Origin of the sequence: Elongatibacter sediminis, from assembly GCF_037892215.1 — a bacterium.
Lineage (GTDB): Bacteria > Pseudomonadota > Gammaproteobacteria > Xanthomonadales > SZUA-36 > Elongatibacter > Elongatibacter sediminis.
On sequence record NZ_JAZHOG010000004.1, the window covers coordinates 86,814 to 111,135 of the forward strand.

Below are 24,322 nucleotides of genomic sequence, written 5' to 3' on the forward strand. Positions count from 1 at the left end.
CGAAGCCGAAATCACTCGGCTTCGGTCTTGTTCCGGTATGCGCACAGGTCGCGAACGATGCACCGCGGACAGTCCGGTTTGCGCGCCTTGCAGGTGTACCGGCCGTGCAGTATCAGCCAGTGGTGGGCGTCCTTGCGAAAAGGCTCGGGAACGGCCTTCAGCAGTTTTCGTTCGACCTCCAGCGGTGTCTTGCCGTGCGCCAGCCCGGTTCGGTTCGCCACCCGGAAAATATGGGTGTCGACGGCAATGGTGGGTTCGCCGAAGGCGGTGTTGAGCACCACATTGGCCGTCTTGCGGCCGACGCCGGGCAGGGCTTCCAGTGCCGCGCGGTTGGCGGGCACTTCACCACCGTGCTCCTCCAGCAATTTGCGGCAGGTCAGAATAATGTTGTGGGCCTTGGAATTGAACAGGCCGATCGTGCGGATGTGCCGTTTCAGGCCCTCTTCGCCGAGTTCCAGAATTGCCTGTGGCGTATTGGCCACCGGATACAGTCTTCGCGTGGCCTTGTTGACACCCACGTCCGTCGCCTGGGCGGACAGGATCACCGCCACCAGCAGTTCGAAGGGACTGTCGTATTCCAGTTCGGTCCGCGGCTCCGGGTTGACCGATTGCAGCCGGCGGAAGAACTCCTCCCGGTTCGCGCGGTTCAAGCGGACTCTCCCGGCATGGTCGACAGGGCGTCTGGCGAGGCTGTCCGGGCTCCACGTCGTTCGAGCCGGCCGTTCAGTGCGTTGCGCGCAGCAACCAGCAGGCCGAGTCCGATAAACGCGCCGGGGGGAAGCAGCGCGAGCAGAAAACCGGGGTGTCCTGGAATCACATCGATGCGCCAGTGTTCGGCGGCATCGCCAAACAACAGCGATGCCTGGCTCATCAGGGTGCCGCGGCCGGCCAACTCTCGCAGCGCGCCCAGCGCGACCAGGGTGAGACAGAAGCCGAGACCGGTCGCCAGTCCGTCGACCATCGACGCCAGGGGCGGGTTGCGCGCGGCGAATGCCTCCGCACGGCCGATGATGGCGCAGTTGGTCACAATCAGCGGAATGAATATGCCCAGAGCGAGGTACAGGTCGTGCCACCAGGCCTGCATCGTCATCTGGATCACGGTCACGACCGAAGCGATGATGATCACGTAGGCCGGTATGCGGATTTCCGGCCGCAGTATCCCGCGTGAAAGTGACACCGCCAGGTTGGAACAAACCAGGGTGAGTATCGTGGCCAGCCCGAGACCCAGGCCGTTGATCACCGTGTTGGTGACCGCCAGCAACGGGCACAGGCCGAGCAGAACGACCAGACCGGTGTTCTGGCGCCAGACACCGTCCAGGAAAATATTCTGCAGTGACGTTCCGTTCATGATGCGGATTCCGCGGATTCCTCGGCCGGGCGGGCGAACAGCGTGTCCCGGTGCTCCCCGAACCAGGCCAGTGCGCGAGCCACGGCATTGACGACCGCGCGTGGGGTGATGGTAGCACCGGTGAACTGGTCGAAGTCGCCGCCCTCCTTGCGCACTTTCCAGCGTGCGGGTGGCGGATCGGAAAGTGACCGTCCGGCGAACGCGTGCACCCAGTCGCTCCTGGCGGTTTCGATGCCGTCGCCCAGGCCGGGCGTTTCGTTATGCCAGGTCACGCGAACGCCGGTGACCACGCCGTCCCAGGTTACGCCCACCAGCAAGTCGATCCAGCCGTTGTAACCGTCCGGCGCGCCCAGCCACAGGACGGCTGCGACCGGTTCACCGTCACGCCGGGCGCGGTACACCCGCACGGTCTGTCCGCCGGGAAAAGCCGTGGCGTCGCGCACGGTGACGACGTCCTCGTGCAAGGAGTTGTCGTAGCTTCGCCGGTCGAGGATTTCATTGAGCTGGCGAGACATCGTACGCTGTTCCTGTTCGGCGATGCGTTCCCGGGTTACTTCATGCACCAGTGCCAGCACGCCGGTGCCGAGTACGGCAATCAGGCCCAACGCGGCCGCGCTGCGCCAGATTCCGGTCCCGTTATCCGGTCCCGGTGACGGCGGTTGTGAGGGTTTATTCGCCATAGAAACGAGGTCGCGTGTAGACATCGATCAGGGGTGCGGCCATGTTCATCAGCAACACGGCGAAGGCGACCCCGTCGGGATAGCCACCCCAGCGCCGGATCACCAGGGTGAAGATCCCGACCCCGGCGCCGAAAATCAGCCGCCCGCGGGTACTGGTGCAGCCGCTGACCGGATCGGTGGCGATGAAAAAGGCGCCCAGCATGATCGCGCCGGAAAACACGTGCTGCAGCGGCGACGGATTGCTGCCGGGATCGATCAGGTAGCCCGCCAACCCCAACGCGGCGATGGTTCCGATCATGGCCACCGGCACATGCCAGGAGATGACCCGGCGCCACAACAACCACAGACCACCGATCGCGAACCAGTTGGCGATCCACTCCCAGCCGAGCCCGCCGAAGTCGCCGAAGACGTCCTGACTGCGGATTTCCGCGACGGTCCTGCCTTCCGCGATTCCGGTGCGCACGGAGTCCAGGGGTGTGGCCTGGGTAATCGCATCCCAGCCCAGGTCGGCTGGCAGCGAACCCAGAAATATGGCGTGCAGGCTTGCGGTCAGATCCGGCCGGATTTCGGCAATGGCGCCCGGTGGCAGCCAGCGTGTGAGTTCGGCCGGAAAACTGATCAACACGACGACGTAACCCACCATCGCCGGATTGAACACGTTGTAGCCCAGCCCGCCATAGAGGTGCTTGGCCAGTACGATGGCGAACCCCATGCCGACGGCGGCAATCCACCACGGGGCCAGGGGTGGAATGCACAACGCGAACAGCACGGCGGTGACGACGGCGCTGCCGTCACCGAGGTACAGTGCCTGGGGCTTGCCACGCAGATACAGCATGGCGCTCTCAAAGCCGACCGCGAAGGCGGTGGCCAGCACAACCTGCACGACAATGCCGGGACCGAAAAACCACGCGTGCGCCAGCAGGCCGGGGATCAGGGCCAGCAAGACATCGCGCATCACCCGGCCGACCGTTGGCGGCGCCGGCAGGTGCGGGGCGGGCCCGGTGGCGAATCGACGGGTCACGAATCGCCGCCCGGAGCCGTTTGGCGTGATTTCACCCGCTCCACGGCATCGGCGATACGCCGTTTGCGGCGGGCGTCGTCGCGCAAGGCCTGCTTTTTCTCGTCCATGCGCCTTTGCCGCTCGTCCCTGATTCTCGCCAGTCGCGACTCACGGGCCTCGAAGCGTTGGCGGGCCGCGTCGGCACGTGCCCGCTCTTTCTGCAGCAGCCGCCACTCGCTCTTGCCAAAGCGGAACCACTCCGACAGCGGAATGTGACTGGGGCAGACATAGTCACAGCAGCCACATTCGATGCACGCGTCCAGCCCGAAATCGGCGGCTTCGTCCAACAGGTCGTGACACACCTGCGCATGCAGCTGCTGCGGCAGCAATCGCGCCGGGCAGACCCGGGCGCATTCCCCACATCGAATGCAGGGCATTTCCGGCTGTTCGGGACGGACGTCGTCCCCGGTCAGAACAAGGACGCAATTGACGCCTTTGACCACGGGGTTGTCGTCGGAGCGGACCGCGTAGCCCATCAACGGACCTCCGATCACGAGCCGTGCCGCCTGGGCGGTGTAGCCACCGCTCTGGTCAATCAGATCGGCCACCGGCGTGCCGAGCAGCGCGATGAGATTTCGCGGGGTCCGGACACCGCCACCGGTCACGGTGACGATGCGCTCGATCAGGGGTTTCCCCTCGATGACCGCGTCCGCCGCGGCAGCGGCCGTGCCGACGTTCTGGCACAACAGGCCGATATCGGTCGGCCGGCCACCACGCGGTACTTCCAGGCCGGTCAGGACCTGGATCAACTGACGCTCACCGCCCTCGGGATAGAGGGTGGTGACCTTGACGATATCGATGACTTCGCCGGCCTCCGTTGCACCGCTGCGCGACAGTGCATCGCGCAGTGCGCCTTCGACGGCGCCCATCTGGTCCTCGATGGCGATGACCGTGCGTTCGGCGCCGGTCGCGCGCTGCAGTACGCGGGCGCCGGCAATCACCCGTTCCGGCTGCATGCGCATCAGGATTTCGTCGCAGCTGATATAGGGTTCGCATTCCGCGCCGTTGAGTATCACCGTATGGACGGTCTGCTGCCGGGCGTCCGCCACCTTGTGGCTGGTCTGGAACGTGGCGCCGCCCAGGCCGACGATGCCGGCTTCGCCGATGGCGCGGCGCAGCCGTTCCGGCGTCGCGGTCTCCCAGTCGTCGATCGGATGGAGATCGGTCCAGGTATCCAACCGGTCGGGCCTGAGCAGCACGCAGGGACCGTCATCGCCGGAGGGATTCGTGACCGGACGGCGCGCGAGTGCGGTGACCGTGCCCGAGGTGGGTGCATGCACCCATCCGCGAGAGGGTTGTTCGTGACGCCCGATGGGTTCGCCCTTGAGGACTTTCTGTCCGGGAACGACCAGGGCTTCCGCCGGCGGTCCGGCATGTTGCTGCAACGGCACGAACAGGCGCGTGGGAAGGCGCGCATGCGCCAGCGGCAGCGTGCACGAGATGCGCTTGTGATGACGTAATCTCAGCCCGCCGTAAAACGGGTGCAGGGTGTTGCCCGCATTACGGGCACGTTCCATGGGGTCGGTGTGCATCAGCGGCCGCCGGTCGCAGGGATTCCGGCCGGGCCGAAAGCCGATGCTTCGCGAGAGGTGCCCGGGCGAGGTCTGCGCCACGACGTCAGCGGTGGCGCCGGCACCATGTCGATGCAGTCCACCGGGCAGGGGGGGAGGCAAAGCTCACAACCTGTACACTCCGGACCGATCACCGTGTGCATGCGCTTGGCCGCACCCAGAATCGCATCCACCGGACAGGCCTGGATGCACAGCGTGCAACCGATGCAGCGCGCCTCGTCGATGACGGCTACTTCCGGCGGCGCTTCGGCTCCGTTCTCCGGATTGAGCGGCAGGACCTCGGTACCAAGCAGGTCGGCCAGTGCGCGCACGCCGGCTTCGCCACCCGGGGGGCACTGGTTGATCTCCGCCTCGCCCGCGGCGATGGCTTCGGCATACGGCCGACAGCCCGGAAAATTACACTGGCCACACTGGGTTTGCGGGAGAATGGCGTCGATTTGATCCACCACCGGGTCCGATTCGACCCGGAAGATGCGGGCGGCCCAGCCGAGGCCAAAACCGAAGGCGAGACCCAGCAGGGTGATGGAGACGATGGCCCAGAGCATGCCGCCCGCTCCGTCAGAGCCGGGCCAGGCCGGTGAAGCCCATGAAGGCGAGCGCCATGAGCCCGGCCGTGATCAGGCCGATCGGGGCGCCGCGGAAATGCACGGGCACATCCGCCAGCGCGAGCCGCTCACGCACCGCGGAAAAAGTCACGAGCACGATGCCGAACCCGGCCGCCGCGCCGAATCCGTACAGCGCGGATTGCAGCAGGTCATGCTGTTCCTGGACGTTGAGCAGGGCCACGCCGAGCACGGCGCAATTGGTTGTGATCAACGGCAGGAAAATGCCGAGAATCCGGTACAGCAGGGGACTCGACTTGCGCATGATCATCTCGGTGAGTTGCACCGTGACGGCAATCACCAGGATGAAACTCAGGGTCGACAGGTATTCCAGGCCGAGCGGCTGCAGCAGATAACGACTGAGCAGGTAACTGGCGACCGACGACAGGGTGAGTACGAACAAGGTCGCGACCGCCATGCCGATGGCGCCCTCCAGCTTGTTCGATACGCCCATGAACGGGCACAGCCCGAGGAAGCGGACCAGGACGAAATTGTTGGCCAGTACCGTGCTGACCAGGATCAGCAGGTAGTCACTCATCGTGTGGCCGACGGCTTCATGTCACCCGCATGCCGGGGCGCGCACCGCTGTCGGGAGCGAGCAGGAACAAATCATCGCCACCCGGGCCGGCGGCGAGAACCATGCCTTCCGAAACTCCGAATCGCATCTTGCGCGGCTGCAGGTTGGCGACCATGACGGTCAGGCGGCCATTCAGATCCTCCGGCCGGTAAGCGGACTTGATGCCGGCAAACACCGTGCGGGTCCCGTCCCCGATGTCGAGTGTCAGCTGCAGCAGTTTGTCGGCCCCGGGAACCTCGCGCGCTTCGACGATGGCGGCGATGCGCAGATCCACCCGGGAAAAGGTATCGATGCCAATGGTCTCGGCGACGGGTTCGATGTCGGATTGCCCGGCGGATTCGTCTGCGCCGGCGTCCGGGGCGGATTCGGCCAGGGTCTGCCGCGAGTCCTCGACCATGGCCTCGACCCGTTCCGGATCGATCCGGGTCAGCAGGGCCTGGAAGGTGTTCACCTCGCATCCGCACAGCGGTTCGGCAATCGCGTCCCAGCGGGTGACATCCACGCCGAGGAAGTCGCCGGCTCGCTGCGCGGTGAAGGGCATCACCGGAGCGAGCCAGGTGATGAGCACGCGAAACAGGTTGATGCCCTGGGTGCAGATGCCGTGCACGGCGGCTTCCGTACCTTCCTGCTTGGCCAGTTGCCACGGCTTGTGCTCGTCGATATACCGGTTGGCCTCGTCGGCCAGCGCCATGATGCGGCGGATGGCGGACTGGTAATTGCGTTGCTCGAAATCCGTGGCGATGGCGTCGCCGGCGTCCACGAAGGATTGATACAGGTCGGGTTCCGGCAGCGAATCGGCCAGGCGGTTGTCGAATCGCTTCTGAATGAAGCCGGCGCAGCGGCTGGCGATGTTGACGACCTTGCCGACCACGTCGGAATTGACCCGCTGGACGAAATCGTCCAGGTTCAGGTCGATGTCGGCCATGCCGGATCCGAGCTTGGCGGCGAAGTAATAGCGCAGGTAGTCCGGGGCCAGGTGGTCGAGATAGGTGCGCGCACGTATGAAGGTGCCGCGTGACTTGGACATCTTGGCGCCGTCGACGGTGAGGAATCCGTGCGCGTGTACCGCGGTGGGCGTGCGAAACCCGGAGCCCATCAGCATCGCAGGCCAGAACAGCGTGTGGAAATAAACGATGTCCTTGCCGATGAAGTGGTGGACCTCGGCCGTGGAATCGGGGCCCCACCAGGCGTCGAAATCCAGCCCCTCGCGGTCGCACAGTTCCTTGAAGCTGGCCATGTAGCCGATCGGTGCATCGACCCACACGTAAAAATACTTGTCGGTGGTTCCGGGAACGCAGAAGCCGAAGTACGGGGCATCCCGGGTGATGTCCCAGTCGCGCAGGCCGTCCTCGAACCATTCCTTGAGTTTGTTGGCGACTTCGGGTTGCAGGGAACCCGAGGCCATCCACTTGCGCAGCGGCTTCTCGAAGTCGGACAGACGGAAGAAGAAGTGCTCCGACTGTTTCATCACCGGGACCGAACCACTGACCGCGGATTTCGGATTGACCAGGTCGGTTGGGGCGTAGGTGCTGCCACAGGACTCGCAGCTGTCGCCGTACTGGTCCTCGGTGCCGCACTTGGGACAGGTGCCGCGAATGAACCGGTCGGGCAGGAACATGCCTTCTTTTTCGTCGTACAGCTGTTCGATTGTCCGCCGTTCGATGTGTCCGGCCTGGTCCAGCGCCGTGTAGATGCGCTCGACCAGTTCCCGGTTGGCGTCGCTGTGGGTGGACGAGTAATTATCGAAACTGACGCCGAAGTCACGGAAGTCCTGCCGGTGTTCTTCGTTCATCCGGTCGATCAGCTCTTCGGGGCTTTTTCCTTCGGAGCGGGCCCACAGCATCACCGGAGTGCCGTGGGCATCGTCTGCCCAGGCGAAATAGCATTCGTGTCCCCGCGACCGCTGGAACCGGGCCCAGATATCGGTCTGAACGTATTCGAGCATGTGCCCGATATGGATGGCGCCGTTGGCATAGGGCAGGGCGCTGGTGAGCAGTATCTGGCGCTTGTTCTGTGTCATTACTCGTGATCGTGATTCGGCAAGGGCGAATTATGTCACGGCCGCCCCATGCCCTGCACTGCCCGGGCTGTCGCGGCGCGGAGAAATCGATACAATGCCGCTAACTTCAGAACGACGGACCATCTGATCCGCTAGGCACATGACTGCACTCAACGAAGAACACATCAAGACCCTGCTCTCGGAGGTCGTAGACGAGTACAGCGACGATGACATCGTTTCGCTGGGCTGGGTGCGTGGCATCGGCGTCGACGGCGATGCCGTCGCGGTGGATCTGCGCGCCGGATATCCGGTGGACGGCACGCGCGACTCACTGATTACCGCCGTTCGCGACCGCCTCGAAGCCGATCCCGGCATCAGCCGGGCCACAGTGACCCTGGACTGGCGTGTATTCGCGCACCAGGTTCAGGGTGAACTCAAGCCCATGGAACAGGTGCGCAACATCGTCGCGGTGGGTTCCGGCAAGGGTGGCGTGGGCAAATCCGCCACCGCTGTCAACCTGGCCATGGCGCTGCAGGCCGACGGCGCCCGGGTCGGCGTGCTGGATGCCGACATCTACGGCCCGAGCATTCCGCGGATGCTGAATATCGCAGGCCGGCCGGAAACGACGGGCAAGCGGATCGTGCCCAAGAAAGCCTACGGCATGCAGGTCATGTCGATCGGTTTCCTGGTCGAGGAAGATACGCCGATGATCTGGCGCGGCCCGATGGTGACCTCGGCACTGCAGCAATTGCTGGGCGAATCGGACTGGGATGATCTCGATTACCTGATCGTGGATCTGCCTCCCGGCACCGGCGACATCCAGCTGACCCTGGCTCAGAAGGTGCCGGTCAGCGGTTGTGTGATCGTGACCACGCCACAGGACATCGCTCTGCTGGACGCGCGCAAGGCGGTGCAGATGTTTCGGCGCGTCGACACCCACGTCCTCGGGGTGGTCGAGAACATGAGTACCCACGTGTGCAGCCAATGCGGACACGAGGAGCCGATTTTCGGTACCGGCGGCGGAGCGCGCATGGCTTCGGAATATGACATTCCCCTGCTGGGTCAGCTGCCGCTGGCGTTGCGCATACGTTCCGACCTCGATGCGGGCGACCCCACCGTGCACGCGGATCCGGAGTCGGACATCGCGGCCAGTTATCGCGAGTTCGCCCGCCGCACGGCGGCGCTCCTGGCCCGGCGGCCGCGCAGCCTGCAGCTGAATCTGCCGAAGATTCAGGTGCAGAATCGCTGAAGACGGTCTGCCTGACGGCCCCCTACCCGACACGGAGTTCAAAGTGAGCATCAAGTCCGATCGCTGGATCCGCCGCATGGCGGAGCGCCATGGCATGATCGAGCCGTACGAGTCCGGCCAGGTGCGCCGAGGTGAGTCAGGCGAACAGCAGATTTCCCACGGCACATCCAGCTACGGTTACGACGTCCGTTGCGCCCGGGAATTCAAGATTTTCACCAACATCAACAGCGCGGTGGTCGATCCCAAACATTTCGACGCCAACAGCTTCGTCGATTTCACCGGCGACGTCTGCATCATCCCGCCCAATTCTTTCGCGCTGGCGCATACCGTGGAATATTTCCGCATTCCGCGAAACGTGTTGACCATCTGTCTGGGCAAGTCCACGTACGCACGCTGCGGCATCATCGTCAATGTCACGCCGCTCGAGCCCGAGTGGGAGGGGCACGTCACCCTGGAGTTTTCCAACACGACACCCCTGCCGGCGAAAATCTACGCCAACGAGGGCGTGGCGCAATTTCTGTTCTTCGAATCGGACGAGGCCTGCGAAGTTTCGTATGCCGACCGGGCGGGCAAGTACCAGGGCCAGCGCGGCGTTACGCTGCCCAGGGCCTGAACCCGGATCACACTCGTTCCGCGCCGGTTGATCTCAGCGCATGGGGGGCTGCTGGATCAGGGTCGCGTAGGTCTGAAATTCCTCACCCCGCCGCCGCACTTCCAGTTCCACCTGGGTGCCCGGCGCGGTGGATGCAATTTCCAGATTGAAGGATGCGACGTCCTCAACCGGTTCGCCGTTGAGGGTCACGATCTGGTCGCCGTCGCGGATGCCCGCCTCCCAGGCGGGACCGCTGCGGGTCACGTCGCGCACGAAGATGCCCCGCAGAACCGACGATCCGTCGGCCGCAGTGGTGGGTGGCAGATCCGAAAACAGGGCGCCGAGCCAGCCGCGCCGCACTGAGCCGTATTCGATGATCTGACGCATGACCGCACGCGCCGTGGCGATGGGGATGGCGAAGCCGATGTTCTGCGCGCCGGTCACGCCGGACAGGTTGCGTGTGTTGATGCCGATCAGTTCCCCGCGTGCATTGACCAGCGCGCCGCCGCTGTTGCCGGCGTTGATGGCGGCGTCGGTCTGCAGGAATCCCTCGTAAACCGATGAACCTGCCGTTTCGCGACCGGTCGCCGAGATGATGCCCAGGGTGACGGTGTGGCTCAGGCCCAATGCGTTACCGATGGCCAGAACGACGTCACCGACCCGCGGCGAAGTGTCCTCGCCGATCGGCGCGGTCGGCAGGCCGGTCAGATTGACCTTGAGCACCGCGAGGTCGGTTTCCAGGTCGGAACCGACCACCTGGGCGCCAGCCAGCCGGCCGTCCCAGAGCGCCACCCGGATGTTCTGCGCCTTGCTGATCACGTGGTGGTTGGTGAGGATGTAACCGTCCTCGCTGATCAGCACGCCGGAACCCATGTCGCGGCGCATGCGGTACAGAAACCGGCGCCCCGTCTCACGCTCGATCGATGGCGGCAGGCCCTGGGGCTCCAGGGACATGGTATAGATACTGACTACCGCGGGCGCGGCGCGGTCCACCGCGTCGGCGTAACTGAACGGGCCCGACAGCTCACCCCCGTTGGCCTGCGCGGCCGGGTTTTCCACGGGTGCTGCGTCGGCTGCCTCGGGTTCGGTGATGGCTGGCCACAGGTACACGGCGACGAAGGCCAGGGCCAGTCCGGCGACCAGCGCACGGAAGAGGAAACCCAGTATTTCCTTGGCATTTTTCATCGGGTTCGGTCCGGGCGTTGCGCTTGGCCGGCACGCAAGGCGCCGGCACAGGTCGGAATCCGCCATTCTATCGCCATATCCGTTGTTTCGCATGTGGCGTTTCGGATAAAATAGGCGTTTCGGCTTGCAGGATAATGGCTTGACCGGATCGCCCCGGAAATCGGGTTGCGCCGGAATGGGGAGCAGTTGCCCGGTTCGGGCATGGTCCCGCCGCCAGGCCGGAATACAATCGAAACTGACCCCGCAGGGACATCTTTCAGCTGGAGACGCAGATGCCAACCGATGGCGTGAACAATGGACGACGCCGGTTTCTGATCGCCACCACTTCGGTGGTCGGAGCAACCGGAGCCGGCTTCGCCGCCGTGCCGTTCATTGAATCGTGGAAGCCCAGTGCCAAGGCCAAGGCCATCGGCGCACCGGTCCAGGTCGACCTGGAGCCGTTGGAGCCGGGCCAGTTACTCAAGGTACAGTGGCGAGGACAGACCATCGGCGTTTTACGCCGAACCGAGGCGAGCCTGAACATACTTTCCGAACTCGATGACCGCCTGCGTGATCCCGAATCGCAGGAATCCGAGCAGCCCGGTTTCGCCCAGAACGAGCCCCGTGCCCTGAAACCGGAATACCTCGTGGTCAATATGCATTGTACCCACCTCGGTTGTGTGCCTGAGATGGTGCCGACGGTGGGCGCGCAGCCCTTCGACGACGACTGGAAGGGCGGGTTTTTCTGCCCCTGCCACAAGTCGAAGTTCGACCTGTCCGGGCGGGTTTACAAAGGGGTTCCGGCGCCGACCAACCTGAGAATTCCACCGTACCGGTTTGTCGATGACCGAACCCTGCTGATCGGGGTCAATCCGGAGGGAGTCGCCTGATGGCCAAGCCTGCAAGCACGATGTCCAAGCGGGCGACCGCATTCATGAACTGGATCGACGAGCGTCTGCCCGTCACCCAGTTCTACAATGATCACCTGGCGAAGTACTACGCGCCGAAGAATTTCAATTTCTGGTATTACATGGGCTCGCTGGCCCTGCTGATACTGGTGATGCAGATCGTCACCGGCATCTTTCTGACGATGAACTACAAGCCGTCGGCCCAGGAAGCGTTCGCATCGGTCGAGTACATCATGCGCGACGTGGAATGGGGCTGGCTGATTCGCTACATGCACTCCACCGGCGCATCGTTCTTCTTCATCGTCGTCTACCTGCACATGTTCCGCGCCCTGCTGTACGGCTCGCACCGGCAGCCGCGCGAGTTACTGTGGATTCTCGGCATGCTGATCTATGTCGCCCTGATGGCCGAGGCCTTCATGGGCTACGTGTTGCCCTGGGGCCAGATGTCGTACTGGGGCGCGCAGGTGATCATCAACCTGTTCGGAGCCATACCCGCCATCGGCGAGCCGCTCACCGAGTGGATCCGCGGTGACTATTTCATCTCGGACGCAACGCTCAATCGCTTTTTCGCATTGCACGTCATCGCGATTCCGTTGGCTCTGCTGGTGCTGGTCGTGCTTCACCTTGCCGCATTGCACCAGACCGGATCCAACAACCCCGACGGCATCGAGATCAAGAAGAACAAGGACGAGAACGGTATTCCCAAAGACGGCATACCGTTCCACCCTTACTACACCGTCAAGGACATTTTCGGTGTGGCGATGTTCCTGCTGGTATTCGCGTTTGTGATATTTTTCTGGCCGGAGGCGGGCGGATTGTTCCTGGAGCACGATAATTTTGTTCCTGCCGATCCATTGGTGACACCCACCCACATCAAGCCGGTCTGGTATTTCACGCCGTTCTACGCCATTCTCAAAGCGGTTCCGGACAAGCTCATGGGCGTGTTGCTGATGGGGGCTTCGGTGATGATTCTCTTCTTCATGCCCTGGGTGGATCGCTCGCCGGTGAAATCGATTCGCTACCGCAGCTGGCAATTCAAGCTGTTGCTCGGTGTGTTCGTGGTCGCGTTCATCCGGCTTGGAATTCTTGGCATGTCCGAAGGCACGCCGGCGCAGACCATCGAAATGCGCATCTGGACCTTCGTCTACTTCGGCTATTTCGTGGTGCTGTACTTTTTCAGCCCCAAAGAGCGAACCAAGCCGGTTCCCGAACGGGTGACACACTGATGAAAAGGAAGCTTGCGACTACGGTTTTCGCCCTCGCGGTCGGCCTGATCGCCCAGACGGCCTCGGCCGCGAGCGAAGGTGGCGGCCACCTCCAGCACGCCGGCGTCAATGCTCGTGACGTGGCGGCCGTTCAGCGCGGCGCCAAGTGGTTCGTCAACTACTGCCTGTCGTGCCACAGCGCCCAGTACATGCGGTACAACCGCCTCGTCGAAGATCTCGGCCTGAGCGAGGATCAGGTGATGAACAACCTGGTTTTCTCCGATGCCAAGATCGGTGAAACCATGGATATCGCCATGCGACCGGAACAGGCCACAGCCTGGCTGGGCAAGGCGCCGCCGGATCTGTCGCTGAGTGCGCGCTCACGCGGAACCGACTGGCTGTACACCTATCTTCTGACCTTTTACCAGGACGAATCCGGCGGCTGGAACAACCTGATGCTGCCCAATGCGTCCATGCCGCACGTGCTGTGGCAATTGCAGGGGATACAGAAGCCCGTCTACGCTGAACACGGAGATGAGGCGGTGGTCGATCACCTGGTGGTCGACACGCCCGGCTTGCAGACACCCGAGGAATACGCGCAGACTGCACGGGACATCGCCACGTTTCTGGATTACCTGAGCGAGCCGGCGAAATTACAGCGCAAGAGCATCGGCATCTGGGTCATGCTGTTCCTGGCGGCCTTCGCCCTCGTGGCGTACGCCTTGAAGGCTGAATACTGGCGCGACGTTCACTGATTGCGCATCGACCTTCGGCCGGCGCGCCCGCACGAAACCGGATTACAGGGAGAACACATTGGCCATTTCAGCTCGCGGACGTTCCACGATGGCGCTTTATTCGTCCGAAACCTGCATCGAATGTCACCGGGTCAGGTTTGTCCTGGCGGAAAAGGGCATCAACGTCGACATTGTCAATGTCAGCGAAGATGAGTCGGCCGCTGAAGACCTCGCCGAGCTCAATCCTTACAACGAAACGCCAACCCTGGTCGATCGTGACCTGGTGCTGTACGACGCCGGCGTTATCAACGACTACCTCGATGAGCGCTACCCGCATCCGCCATTGATGCCCGTCGACCCCGTATCCCGCGCACAACTGCGTCTGGTGCACCACCGGGTCCAGCGTGACTGGTACGTACTGGCGCATGAGGTTGAAGCCACGTCCGGCAAGAAAGGGGAAAAACCGCGCAAACAACTGCGCGAAAGCCTGATTGCCGGCAATGAGCTGTTCAAAATGGACGATTACGTCCTCAGCGCCGAATTGACCCTGGTCGATTGCACGCTCGCTCCATTGATGTGGCGCCTGCCGTTCTACGGGATCAAGCTCGGCAAGGCCGGGGCGGCTGTCGAAGCCTATGCGCAGCGACTGTTTTCGCGCAATTCGTTCAAGGCCAGCCTGACCCAGGCCGAGCGTGACATGCTTCTCAACGCCGGTTGAGGCCGTCAGGAACCACGGCCATGCCCGGTGACATGACATCCAACCGTCCCTATCTGCTCAGGGCCCTGTACGAGTGGATCAGTGATAACCACATGACTCCGCACATCCTGGTGGATGCGGCTGTCGAAGGCGTGAACGTTCCCGAGCAGGCGGTGCAGAAGGGCAAGGTCATTCTCAACATTGACGGCGCAGCCGTCCGCGACCTGAACCTGGCCAACGACTGGCTGTCCTTCAACGCCCGTTTTTCCGGACGCAGCCATGAGGTCAGCGTTCCGGTTGAGGCCGTGCTGGCGATTTACGCCAAGGAGAACGGTCAGGGCATGATGTTCGCCCAGGACGACGAAACCCCACCGCCGACGGATCCCGATTCCGGGCCCGGACCGGCTCCGGAAGACGACGGATCGAAGCGCCCCCACCTGAAGCTGGTCAAGTAGGCTCATTAGCATCCGGCGGTGGCCGGCTCAGAATTCCTCGATGACCTGGCCGCTCTCGGTGTCGATGACAACCGTCGCCCGTCCCTGCGGGGTAATCAATACGCTGCTCCCCCGATGCAACCGGCCCTGCAGGGCGTAGTCGAAGCGATAACGCAGGCCGAAACGCGGCAGGCCGGCCCGTCGGTCCCGTTTGACGCCGTCGAGTATCACCGTGTCGTCCATCAACAGCAATCCGTGGTCGCGGCAGGCCAGTCCGGCGACCCGCCGTGCCATTTCACGGCCCTTGAGAAACTGCCACCAGACCGTGCCGGCCAGCAGGGCGAGCAGCAGCAGGATCAGGCCGGTCATCGGGTCCCGCGCCGTTGACCGTTGAGCAGGACGGCGACCGCGCCCGTGCCGCCGTCGGCGGGCCGGCAGGAGGCGTAGGCCACCACCGCCGGGTGCTTGCGCAGCATCCGGCCGGTCAGGAGTTTGAGCACCGGCAAATCCCGCGAGCGCAATCCCTTGCCATGGACGATCCGCACACAGCCCAGACCCCGGCGCAGGGCGCCGGTGAGGAAGTGAGCCAGAACAGTGCGTGCGGTTTGCTGGTCCATATGGTGGAGATCGATGGAATCCTCGATGCTGAAGTAGCCGCGGCGTAAGCGCCGCAACAGGCGGGGCGGCGAGCCCTCCCGCAGGAACAGAAGTTCTTCTCCGGTTTCGAGATCGGCGGGGTCGGTGACGGGATCGAGCAGTTCTTCGAGCACTCGCGCTTCGTCGCGCCGGCGCTGAGTCGGTGTCGGCGCCGGCCGCTTGACCGGCGCTGCATGGCGGTTGTCGGGCTTCAACGGGCGCACATCCGACATGGCTTCCCGGAAAAGTTCCCTGTCCGTTCTGGGCTTTTTCTTCGACTCCATTTCCGTACCCCGCGATAGCCCGTACAATAGCAGCTCTTCTTTGCCGCCGTTTCGGGCCCGGAATGCAAGCCGCACCGGGTCGGTACGCTGGCGCCAGCAGCGATACAGGGCATGCAATTTCTGATCAGCAATGACGATGGGATTACCGCACCCGGTATTCAAGTCCTGTCGGACTGGATGCGGGACCTGGGGGCCGTCACCATCGTGGCGCCGGATCAGAATCGCAGCGGCGCGAGCAACTCCCTGACCCTGGATTCGCCGGTACGCATCCGTGAAGTCGGCGACCGGATGTACCGGGTCAGTGGCACACCCACCGATTGTGTGCACATCGCGTTGACGGGTTTGCTCGAGCAGGATCCCGACATGGTGGTTTCGGGGATCAATGCGGGCGCCAATCTGGGCGACGACGTGATTTACTCGGGTACGGTGGCGGCGGCGATGGAGGGCCGCTTCCTGGGGCTTCCGGCCATCGCGGTATCGCTGGTGTTCAATGAGAAACCGGCGTATTACGAAACCGCCGGCCGCGCGGTCGCACGGGTCGTGGAGCGATTGCGAAGCGACCCACTGCCTGCGGACACCATTCTGAATATCAACGTGCCCGATCTTCCCTGGGAAGACATCAAGGGCTTCGAAGTCACACGGCTGGGTCACCGCCACCGGGCCGAGCCGACGGTGCGCATGATGGATCCGCGCGGCAACCCGATGTACTGGATCGGGCCGGCGGGCGCCGAACAGGACGCCGGGCCGGGCACGGATTTCGATGCGGTGCGCCGCGGGTATGTCTCGATCACGCCGATTCACATCGACCTGACTCGTTACCAGGCGCTCGAACAGGTCGCCGGCTGGGTCGCGGATATCGAACTGGGCGAACCGGACCGCAGGAATACGGGGTCGTGATCCGGCAACGTAAACCGTCTCCCGAGCCCAGCGGCATCGGCATGACATCCCAACGAACGCGGGACCGCCTGGTGCGGCGGCTGCGCGAGCACGGAATACGTGACGAGCGCGTGCTGCGCGTGATCGGAGCCACGCCCAGGCACGAATTCGTCGATGAAGCGCTGTCCAGCCGGGCTTACGAAGATACCGCGTTGCCCATTGGCCAGAGTCAGACCATCTCCCAGCCCTACATCGTGGCGCGAATGACCGAAGCGCTGCTGGAGGGTGGCAAACCCAAAAAAGTCCTCGAAGTCGGCACCGGCTCCGGATATCAGGCAGCCGTGCTCGCGCAACTCGTCGATCAGGTGTTTACCGTCGAGCGCATCGAGGAACTGCTGCGGCAGGCCCGTCGCCGCTTTCACCGCTTGCGGCTGCATAATGTTTACACGCGGCACGCGGATGGCCATGAAGGCTGGCCCAGCCAGGCGCCGTTCGATGGCATCATCGTCACCGCGGCGGCTTCCGCGGTGCCAGAGGAGTTGCTGCACCAACTCAAAGTCGGGGCCGTCATGATCGTTCCGGTGGAGCGGAACGGTATGCAGCAATTGCTGTCCATCCGACGGACCGAGGACGATTTCGAGGAGGAGAATCTCGGTGGTGTCATTTTCGTGCCCATGCTGGGCGGATTGAGCTGATCACGTGAAGCCCCGGTTTCCAGGGATTGGAATTCGCCATGTCCGCTGACCCGGCTTCGGAAGCCCGGCCTGGCTGGCAGCCCTGGCGGAAACTGTACGACCGGGTGCTGGGCTGGTCCGCCCACCCGCGGGCACCGGCGATACTGGCCGGGTTGAGCTTCGCGGAGTCCAGCGTATTTCCTGTGCCGCCGGATGTGATGCTCGCACCGATGTGCCTGGCGCGCCCGGTGCAATCAGTTCGTTTCGCGCTGATCTGCACGGTCAGTTCGGTACTGGGGGGGCTGTTCGGATACCTGATAGGGCGCTGGGCGTTTGCCGCCATCGAGCCCTGGTTGCTTGCGTCGCCCTACGCGGAATTGTTCAATCAGGCAGTGGCCGCGTTTGACAAATGGGGGTTTGCATACATTCTGCTGGCTGGATTTACACCGATTCCCTACAAGATTTTCACCATCAGCGCCGGCGTGGTGGGGATGCCGTTTCTGCCCTTTGTTTTCGGTTCCGCGCTGGGCCGGGGCGGCCGGTTCTTTCTGGTCGCCGGGTTGATCCGGGCGCTCGGTGCGGGTGCAGCGGACCGCCTGCGTAACTGGGTCGACACCATCGGCTGGGTGACGCTGGCCCTGGCTGTCATCGGGTTGCTGGCATGGAAGCTACTGGGGGGATCCGCATGAACCGAACCGGAATCGTCTCCGCTTTTCTGATTGCACTCATCGTTTCGGCCTGTGCAGGCCCGCCGCCAGCGCCGGTCGTGGACCGCAGCGCCGGGCAGTCATACGCGGGCTCCACTCCGGATGGTCATTACCGGGTCCGTCGTGGCGACACCCTGTATGCGATCGCCTTCCGGTACGGGCTGGACTGGCGTGAACTGGCCCATTGGAACCAGGTCCGGGCGCCCTACGTGATACTTCCCGATCAGCTTCTGCGCTTGTCGCCACAGCGGGGAAGCACCGCTTCCACCGTGTCCGAAACCCGTCAGGCATCGACTTCAGGTGTGGTGACGCGGCCCGCCGCCGGCACGGGCAGGGCAACGACGCGGGCACTGGATACACCCAGAGCGAGTACCGTCGACACCGCTCCGAAGGCGGTCGAGGCACCAGCGCAGCCGCCTCCGCCCGCGACGCAGAGCACGGCTACCCGGACCGAGACCCGGCCACCGCCGCCGCAGGCCGCCCCGGTTTCCGGCGCGGACCCGAGCCAATGGCTGTGGCCCACCGAAGGCCGGGTGCTTGGCCGTTTCATCGCGGGTGATCCATCGCGCAAGGGTATCGACATCGCTGGCAAGGCGGGACAGCCGGTGACCGCGGCGGCCGGAGGGCAGGTGGTGTACAGCGGCAGCGGACTGATTGGCTACGGTGAATTGATCATCATCAAGCACAGTGACCGCATGCTCAGTGCATACGCGCACAACAGCCGGAGGCTGGTGAGCGAAGGGCAGCAGGTGGCCGCCGGCGCCAAAATCGCGGAAATGGGAACGAACGATCGCAACCAGGAAGTGTTGCATTTCGAAATCCGGGTGAATGGCACGCCCCGCGATCCGCTGGACTATCTGCCGTCGCGTTAGCCATGTTCCGGTTCCGGGGGGCGGAGTCAGTACGGCACTGACACGCAGGAAAAGTTGTGATACCTTGGTACGTCCACTCTGCCGCAGACTGATCATTGCGGCGATCGGAAATACGGAAGCTCGGCAGGGTGGTCCGATCGTCGCGCGCCGTTTGGCGCCGGGAGGGGGGGATGCGCGAGGCCCGCACGGGTCACAAGGACGTTCCCGCTTTAGATCGGCAAGATGCCGGCAAGAAACCGCAGTCCCTGTCCAAGGGCAGGTCCCGGCCGCGCGCCGCCAGCCACCATGGCGATGTCACCTACCTCTACCTCAGCGAGATTGGCCGCGCCCGCCTGCTGACCGCGCAGGAAGAAATCGATCTGTCGACGGCTGCCCAGAAAGGTTGTGCGGCCAGCCGGCAGCGCATGATCGAATCCAATCTTCGGTTGGTGGTCAAGGTGGCCCGCGCCTACACCAACCGTGGACTGCCGCTGCTGGATCTGATCGAGGAGGGTAATCTCGGTCTGATTCGCGCGGTGGAGAAATTCGACCCCGAACGCGGTTGCCGTTTTTCCACCTATGCCACGTGGTGGATTCGACAGTCTGTCGAGCGCGCGATCATGAACCAATGCCGTACCGTTCGCCTGCCCATTCACGTCATTCGTGAGTTGACGACGCACCTGCGCGCGTCGCGCAACCTCGAGCAAAAGCTCAGTCGCAAGCCCACCCCGAATGAAATGGCGGCCGAACTCGACGTTGACCCTCAAACTGTAATGGCCCTGTGGGAACTCAACGAACCGACCTCGTCGGCCGATGAGCCGGTGAGCCGGGGGTCCGATCGCATGTTGCTGGATTCGATTGCCGACGATTGCTATCGCACTCCCGAAGTGCAGTATTCCGACACGGCGGCCGGCCGGCTGCTCGATCACTGGCTGGAGCAGTTGACCGAGCAACAGAGGGAAGTGGTCGAACACCGCTACGGATTGCACGGGCACGGTCGTCGCACCCTGGAGGAAGTCGGCCGTCTTATGGGTGTGACCCGTGAGCGCGTACGTCAGATCCAGATGGGTGCGTTGGAGCAGTTGCGTGACATTTCGAATCGCGAGGGATTCGCGGAAACGCCGTTCATGGACTAGCAGCTGTCGTGCCGGCCCGGACTCAGCTTCAGGCGTTGGGCGGGATCAGTGCTGCGGCCGCGTTGCGGCCCTCGGATACCAGAATGTTGAAGGTACGGCATGCGGCCCGGGTGGCCATGAATTCCACCCCGATGCCCCGACCGAGAAAAGCCATCTGCAACTCCGGTGCGAGAAAATGCTGGCGCTGTCCGGTACCGACGATCACGACTTCGGGCTGGAGTTCAAAGATGATCCCCAGGTGCTCTGCCTCGATGTCGCTCGCGCTACCGGGAGCCCAGTCTGCGATCAATCGCTGAACGCCCACCACGATCGAGCGCGTATGCCAGTCATCGACCACCTGGATGCCCTCCTCGCCGACGGAGCGGATAAACAGGTGGTCGCCAGGCCGCTCGAGGGTCAGGTCCACCATCAGGCGGAGCGACCGCCGCCCTCCGGCAGCGCGATCACGGGTTTTTTGGGGTTGCGGCGAAAATAGCAGGCGACCTGGCCAATGGTGTGCACGATTTCGGCCCCGCAGGCCTGTTCGATCTCCCCGATCCATTTCTGGCGCTGCTCACGTGCCGCCCGCAGGCGAACCTTGATGAGCTCGTGGTGTCTCAATGCGGAGTCGAGTTCGGCCATCACGTTTTCAGTGAGGCCTTTCGCCGCGACCGTGACAACCGGCTGCAGCGGGTGACTGAGGCCTCGAAGGTAGCGGATTTGCGGGTTGGTGAGGGGCATGCGGAAGTTCCGTGTGTGGCAAACTGACCAGCGCAGGCGACCCGATGGGTCGTGTACGCCGCCAAGGCGCCGCATTCTAACACGAGGCACTATCTGACGATGTCCCGCAGCAAGAGCAGCAAGCGTTGGCTGGCCGAACATTTCGATGATCCGTACGTCAAGAAATCGCAGCAACTCGGTTTGCGTTCGCGATCGGCATTCAAGTTACTGCAGTTGCAGGAAAAGTACGGTTTCATCCGGTCCGGCATGACCGTGGTCGACCTGGGCTGCGCGCCCGGTGGATGGTGCCAGGTGGCGCTATCCGATGTCGGATCCAACGGGAAGGTCATCGGGCTCGACCTGCTGGCCATGGAGCCGCTGGACGGGGTTCGATTCATCCAGGGCGATTTTACCGAAGACGAGCCGTTACAGGCGCTGGAGGAAGCGCTGGAGAGCGCTTCCGTCGATCTTGTTTTGTCGGACATGGCCCCCAATATGAGCGGTATGGCGGCAACGGATCAGGCGCGGTCGATGTACCTCGCTGAATTGGCGCTGGATTTCGCCCGCAACCATCTCAAGACGGGCGGCGGATTCCTGGTCAAACTGTTTCAGGGTGAGGGCTTCGATGCCTTCGTGCGGGACGTTCGCGGCTCATTCGACAAGGTCAGCGTGCGGAAGCCGGAAGCTTCACGCCCGCGCAGCCGGGAAGTGTACCTGCTGGCCCTGGGGCATCGGGTCGAGTAAATTGGTCAGTTATTGAACGCAGGCACGCCGGTATGCGGGGTGCACGGGTCCGGGGAAGCGAGGCCCGCTGAAACGAGGAACGGGATTTGAACGATCTTGCCAAAAACCTGTTGACCTGGGCGATTATCGCGATCGTTCTGGTGTCCATATTCAATCACTACGCCAACGTCAGCAATGTGCCGGACTCGTTGGCGTATTCGGAGTTCCTGGCCGATGTGCGTAACGGTCAGGTGGCCGAGGTGCACATCGAGAGCAGCCTCAACGGCAACCAGATTTCCGGGCGAACCAGCGACGGCAACGATTTCCGTACGTTCGGCCCGCCCGATCCGAAATTGATCGACGACCTGGTCGAGAACCGGGTGGAGATCACCGCCGAGCCGCCGGCTGAGCGTTCCGTACTGGTGGATCTGATTCTGGGCGTGGCGCCGATTCTGCTGCTGATCGGGGTGTGGGTGTATTTCATGCGCCAGATGCAGGGCGGTGGCGCGGGCCGCGGCGCCATGTCATTCGGCAAGAGCCGGGCCAAGCTGCAGGGTGAGGACCAGGTGAAAGTGACATTCGCCGATGTCGCCGGGGTCGAAGAGGCCAAGGAAGAGGTCAGCGAACTGGTCGAATTTCTGCGCAACCCCTCCAAATTCCAGAAACTGGGCGGCCATATACCGCGCGGTGTGCTGATGGTGGGTTCGCCAGGTACCGGCAAAACCCTGCTGGCCAAGGCCATTGCCGGTGAAGCCAAGGTGCCGTTCTTTTCGATTTCCGGATCGGACTTCGTCGAGATGTTCGTCGGCGTGGGTGCGTCCCGGGTGCGCGACATGTTCGAGCAGGCCAAAAAGCACGCTCCGTGCATCATATTCATCGACGAGATCGACGCGGTGGGCCGCCATCGCGGCGCCGGCCTCGGCGGCGGCCACGATGAACGTGAGCAGACCCTGAATCAGCTGCTGGTGGAAATGGACGGATTCGAGGGCGGTGAGGGCGTGATCGTGATCGCCGCGACCAACCGTCCAGACGTGCTCGATCCGGCGTTGTTGCGTCCGGGCCGCTTCGACCGTCAGGTGGTGGTGCCCCTGCCCGACATTCGCGGCCGGGAAGCCATCCTCAAAGTACACATGCGCAAGATACCGCTGGGTGACGACGTCAAGGCCAAGGTCATCGCCCGCGGCACGCCCGGATTTTCCGGTGCCGATCTGGCCAACCTGGTCAATGAGGCGGCCCTGTTCGCGGCGCGTGACAACGCCAGGCAGGTGACCATGGATCACCTCGACCGGGCCAAGGACAAGATCATGATGGGCTCCGAGCGTCGCTCGATGGTGATGTCGGAGAAGGAAAAGCGTCTGACCGCCTACCACGAAGCCGGGCACGCCATCGTCGGTCGTTTGGTGCCGGAGCACGATCCGGTCTACAAGGTTTCCATCATTCCGCGCGGTCGGGCGCTGGGTGTCACGATGTTCCTGCCCGAACAGGACAAGTACAGCGTGTCGCGCAAACAGCTCGAAAGCCAGCTGGCCAGCCTGTTCGGTGGCCGCGTCGCCGAGGAGATCATCTTCGGGCCGGAGAATGTGACCACCGGCGCATCCAACGACATCGAGCGGGCCACCAGTATCGCGCGCAACATGGTGACTCGCTGGGGGCTGACGGACAAGCTGGGCCCGCTGGCGTATTCCGAGGACGAGGACGAGGTGTTCCTCGGCCGCTCGGTAACGCAGCACAAGCACATGTCGGATGAAACCGCCCGCCTGATCGACGAAGAGGTTCGCCGCATCGTCGAGAATGCCCACGATCTGGCCCACAGACTGCTCGACAGCCACATGGACCAGCTGCACCTGATGGCCGACGCCCTGATGAAGTACGAAACCATCGACGGCCGGCAGATCGACCAGATCATGGAAGGCCGGGAACCCGATCCACCCGAGGACTGGACCGATTCCGACACGGGTACCAAGCCGGACGTCGACGATGACGAGGAAGGGCGCTCAACGATCGGTGGGCCCGCCGAGCAGGTCTGACCGTACCGGCGGAGGACGCCGGTACGTTCGCATCGCAGGTCAGGTTCGCGCATGAGCATCGCCATTCCAGGCTTGCCGGGAAATGACCGGCCAATCCGGCCGCCCCTGGTCATGGGTATTCTGAACCTGACTCCGGATTCCTTCTCCGACGGTGGTTTGTGGACGAATCCGGCGACGGCGCTGGATCACGCGCTGTCCATGGCGGCGGCCGGCGCGGACATCCTCGATCTGGGGGGTGAATCCACGCGTCCGGGGGCCGGTCCCGTGTCCGACGACCAGGAACTTCAACGCGTGGTGCCGCTGATCGATCAGATTCGCGCCCGCGTCCCCACCCCGATTTCCATCGATACCAGCAAACCCGAAGTGATGCGCGAGGCGGTGGCCGCCGGTGCATCCATGATCAATGACGTCCGCGGGCTGCGTGACGAGGGTGCGCTCGGGGCGGCGGCCGGACTGGGTGTGCCGGTGTGTCTGATGCACATGCTCGGGGAACCGCGCAGCATGCAGACGCAGCCAAGGTATCAGGATGTTGTTGGCGAAGTGGAGTCCTTCCTGCTCGACCGCGCACGAGAATGTGAATCCACCGGTATCCCCTCCGGGCGCATTGTGCTCGATCCGGGATTCGGCTTCGGCAAGACCCTGCAGCACAACATCGAACTGTTTCGGGCGATCCCCCGCCTGTCCGGCCTCGGCTACCCGCTGTTGATCGGCATTTCACGCAAATCCATGCTGGGTGCGATCACCGGCCGGGCCGTGGGCGACCGCCTGGCGGCATCGGTCGCCGGCGCCGTGCTCGCGGCACAGGCCGGTGCGTCCATCGTGCGCGTACACGACGTGCCGGAGACGGTCGACGCGCTCAAATTCCTCGCTGCCACGGGCTCCCAATGAA

The 24,322-nt window shown here is 63.6% G+C and carries 28 protein-coding genes; 15 read left to right on the top strand and 13 right to left on the bottom strand.

Annotation, left to right across the window (positions count from 1 at the left end):
• Window positions 1-11: 11 nt before the first annotated feature.
• The 8 genes from nth to metG all read right to left on the bottom strand — a co-directional run bounded on the left by nth (window position 12) and on the right by metG (window position 7,858).
• A complete protein-coding gene (gene nth / locus V3330_RS07120; protein WP_354694715.1) occupies window positions 12-650 on the bottom strand; it encodes an endonuclease III in 639 nt (212 codons plus the stop codon).
• Entirely contained in the window at window positions 647-1,348 is a 702-nt protein-coding gene (locus tag V3330_RS07125; protein WP_354694716.1) for an electron transport complex subunit E, read from the bottom strand. The genes nth and V3330_RS07125 overlap by 4 nt, the downstream gene beginning before the upstream one ends.
• Complete coding sequence (rsxG, locus tag V3330_RS07130) at window positions 1,345-2,028, bottom strand: electron transport complex subunit RsxG (protein ID WP_354694717.1); 684 nt, start codon at window positions 2,026-2,028, stop codon at window positions 1,345-1,347. Before rsxG ends, V3330_RS07125 begins: the two co-directional genes overlap by 4 nt.
• On the bottom strand, window positions 2,018-2,983 hold the full coding sequence (locus V3330_RS07135; RefSeq protein ID WP_354694976.1) for an RnfABCDGE type electron transport complex subunit D: 966 nt from the start codon (window positions 2,981-2,983) through the stop codon (window positions 2,018-2,020). Before V3330_RS07135 ends, rsxG begins: the two co-directional genes overlap by 11 nt.
• A gap of 62 nt (window positions 2,984-3,045) precedes the next feature.
• Complete coding sequence (gene rsxC, locus V3330_RS07140) at window positions 3,046-4,620, bottom strand: electron transport complex subunit RsxC (RefSeq protein WP_354694718.1); 1,575 nt, start codon at window positions 4,618-4,620, stop codon at window positions 3,046-3,048.
• The gene (rsxB, locus tag V3330_RS07145; protein WP_354694719.1) at window positions 4,620-5,204 is read right to left on the bottom strand and encodes an electron transport complex subunit RsxB; all 585 of its coding nucleotides are present in this window, start codon (window positions 5,202-5,204) and stop codon (window positions 4,620-4,622) included. Before rsxB ends, rsxC begins: the two co-directional genes overlap by 1 nt.
• Window positions 5,205-5,217: 13 nt before the next feature.
• The gene (rsxA, locus tag V3330_RS07150; RefSeq protein ID WP_354694720.1) at window positions 5,218-5,799 is read right to left on the bottom strand and encodes an electron transport complex subunit RsxA; all 582 of its coding nucleotides are present in this window, start codon (window positions 5,797-5,799) and stop codon (window positions 5,218-5,220) included.
• 16 nt (window positions 5,800-5,815) lie between these two features.
• Window positions 5,816-7,858 carry a methionine--tRNA ligase gene (metG, locus tag V3330_RS07155; RefSeq protein WP_354694721.1) on the bottom strand — a complete coding sequence of 681 codons (2,043 nt, stop codon included), beginning with the start codon at window positions 7,856-7,858 and terminating at the stop codon, window positions 5,816-5,818.
• 139 nt (window positions 7,859-7,997) lie between these two features.
• Between metG and apbC the strand changes: the two genes are divergently transcribed.
• Complete coding sequence (apbC, locus tag V3330_RS07160; protein WP_354694722.1) at window positions 7,998-9,086, top strand: iron-sulfur cluster carrier protein ApbC; 1,089 nt, start codon at window positions 7,998-8,000, stop codon at window positions 9,084-9,086.
• A 43-nt stretch (window positions 9,087-9,129) separates the two neighbouring features.
• Entirely contained in the window at window positions 9,130-9,699 is a 570-nt protein-coding gene (gene dcd / locus V3330_RS07165; protein ID WP_354694723.1) for a dCTP deaminase, read from the top strand.
• 33 nt (window positions 9,700-9,732) lie between these two features.
• Here dcd and V3330_RS07170 read toward each other — a convergent pair whose 3' ends face one another.
• Window positions 9,733-10,863: a S1C family serine protease gene (locus V3330_RS07170; RefSeq protein ID WP_354694724.1), complete on the bottom strand. Its 1,131-nt coding sequence runs from the start codon at window positions 10,861-10,863 to the stop codon at window positions 9,733-9,735.
• Window positions 10,864-11,135: 272 nt separating this feature from the next.
• Between V3330_RS07170 and petA the strand changes: the two genes are divergently transcribed.
• From petA to V3330_RS07195, 5 genes are read left to right on the top strand one after another with little or no spacing between them, the layout of a single operon-like run.
• Window positions 11,136-11,732 carry a ubiquinol-cytochrome c reductase iron-sulfur subunit gene (gene petA / locus V3330_RS07175; RefSeq protein ID WP_354694725.1) on the top strand — a complete coding sequence of 199 codons (597 nt, stop codon included), beginning with the start codon at window positions 11,136-11,138 and terminating at the stop codon, window positions 11,730-11,732.
• Window positions 11,733-11,752: 20 nt separating this feature from the next.
• Window positions 11,753-12,976 carry a cytochrome b gene (locus V3330_RS07180; protein ID WP_354694977.1) on the top strand — a complete coding sequence of 408 codons (1,224 nt, stop codon included), beginning with the start codon at window positions 11,753-11,755 and terminating at the stop codon, window positions 12,974-12,976.
• A complete protein-coding gene (locus tag V3330_RS07185; RefSeq protein ID WP_354694726.1) occupies window positions 12,976-13,710 on the top strand; it encodes a cytochrome c1 in 735 nt (244 codons plus the stop codon). Before V3330_RS07180 ends, V3330_RS07185 begins: the two co-directional genes overlap by 1 nt.
• A 58-nt stretch (window positions 13,711-13,768) precedes the next feature.
• On the top strand, window positions 13,769-14,407 hold the full coding sequence (locus tag V3330_RS07190) for a glutathione S-transferase N-terminal domain-containing protein (protein WP_354694727.1): 639 nt from the start codon (window positions 13,769-13,771) through the stop codon (window positions 14,405-14,407).
• Window positions 14,408-14,439: 32 nt separating this feature from the next.
• Entirely contained in the window at window positions 14,440-14,841 is a 402-nt protein-coding gene (locus V3330_RS07195; protein ID WP_354694978.1) for a ClpXP protease specificity-enhancing factor, read from the top strand.
• A gap of 27 nt (window positions 14,842-14,868) precedes the next feature.
• Here V3330_RS07195 and V3330_RS07200 read toward each other — a convergent pair whose 3' ends face one another.
• Window positions 14,869-15,189 carry a DUF3301 domain-containing protein gene (locus V3330_RS07200; protein WP_354694728.1) on the bottom strand — a complete coding sequence of 107 codons (321 nt, stop codon included), beginning with the start codon at window positions 15,187-15,189 and terminating at the stop codon, window positions 14,869-14,871.
• On the bottom strand, window positions 15,186-15,740 hold the full coding sequence (locus tag V3330_RS07205) for a Smr/MutS family protein (protein ID WP_354694729.1): 555 nt from the start codon (window positions 15,738-15,740) through the stop codon (window positions 15,186-15,188). The genes V3330_RS07200 and V3330_RS07205 overlap by 4 nt, the downstream gene beginning before the upstream one ends.
• 111 nt (window positions 15,741-15,851) lie before the next feature.
• Between V3330_RS07205 and surE the strand changes: the two genes are divergently transcribed.
• The 5 genes from surE to V3330_RS07230 all read left to right on the top strand — a co-directional run bounded on the left by surE (window position 15,852) and on the right by V3330_RS07230 (window position 19,984).
• The gene (surE, locus tag V3330_RS07210; protein ID WP_354694730.1) at window positions 15,852-16,637 is read left to right on the top strand and encodes a 5'/3'-nucleotidase SurE; all 786 of its coding nucleotides are present in this window, start codon (window positions 15,852-15,854) and stop codon (window positions 16,635-16,637) included.
• 35 nt (window positions 16,638-16,672) lie between these two features.
• Window positions 16,673-17,311, top strand: coding sequence for a protein-L-isoaspartate(D-aspartate) O-methyltransferase (locus V3330_RS07215; protein ID WP_435791642.1), 639 nt, complete (start codon window positions 16,673-16,675; stop codon window positions 17,309-17,311).
• Window positions 17,312-17,349: 38 nt separating this feature from the next.
• A complete protein-coding gene (locus tag V3330_RS07220; protein ID WP_354694732.1) occupies window positions 17,350-17,979 on the top strand; it encodes a YqaA family protein in 630 nt (209 codons plus the stop codon).
• Window positions 17,976-18,869: a peptidoglycan DD-metalloendopeptidase family protein gene (locus V3330_RS07225; RefSeq protein WP_354694733.1), complete on the top strand. Its 894-nt coding sequence runs from the start codon at window positions 17,976-17,978 to the stop codon at window positions 18,867-18,869. Before V3330_RS07220 ends, V3330_RS07225 begins: the two co-directional genes overlap by 4 nt.
• 170 nt (window positions 18,870-19,039) lie before the next feature.
• On the top strand, window positions 19,040-19,984 hold the full coding sequence (locus tag V3330_RS07230) for a sigma-70 family RNA polymerase sigma factor (protein ID WP_354694734.1): 945 nt from the start codon (window positions 19,040-19,042) through the stop codon (window positions 19,982-19,984).
• A 28-nt stretch (window positions 19,985-20,012) separates the two neighbouring features.
• Here V3330_RS07230 and V3330_RS07235 read toward each other — a convergent pair whose 3' ends face one another.
• Window positions 20,013-20,393: an Mth938-like domain-containing protein gene (locus V3330_RS07235; protein ID WP_354694735.1), complete on the bottom strand. Its 381-nt coding sequence runs from the start codon at window positions 20,391-20,393 to the stop codon at window positions 20,013-20,015.
• Window positions 20,393-20,704 (bottom strand): YhbY family RNA-binding protein, encoded by a 312-nt coding sequence (locus V3330_RS07240; RefSeq protein WP_354694736.1) that lies wholly within the window; start codon window positions 20,702-20,704, stop codon window positions 20,393-20,395. The genes V3330_RS07235 and V3330_RS07240 overlap by 1 nt, the downstream gene beginning before the upstream one ends.
• Before the next feature lie 99 nt (window positions 20,705-20,803).
• Here V3330_RS07240 and rlmE point away from each other — a divergent pair, with 99 nt between their 5' ends.
• From rlmE to folP, 3 genes are all read left to right on the top strand, one after another.
• On the top strand, window positions 20,804-21,427 hold the full coding sequence (gene rlmE / locus V3330_RS07245) for a 23S rRNA (uridine(2552)-2'-O)-methyltransferase RlmE (RefSeq protein WP_354694737.1): 624 nt from the start codon (window positions 20,804-20,806) through the stop codon (window positions 21,425-21,427).
• A gap of 86 nt (window positions 21,428-21,513) precedes the next feature.
• On the top strand, window positions 21,514-23,433 hold the full coding sequence (ftsH, locus tag V3330_RS07250) for an ATP-dependent zinc metalloprotease FtsH (RefSeq protein ID WP_354694738.1): 1,920 nt from the start codon (window positions 21,514-21,516) through the stop codon (window positions 23,431-23,433).
• Window positions 23,434-23,484: 51 nt separating this feature from the next.
• Complete coding sequence (gene folP / locus V3330_RS07255; protein WP_354694739.1) at window positions 23,485-24,321, top strand: dihydropteroate synthase; 837 nt, start codon at window positions 23,485-23,487, stop codon at window positions 24,319-24,321.
• Window position 24,322 lies beyond the last annotated feature (1 nt).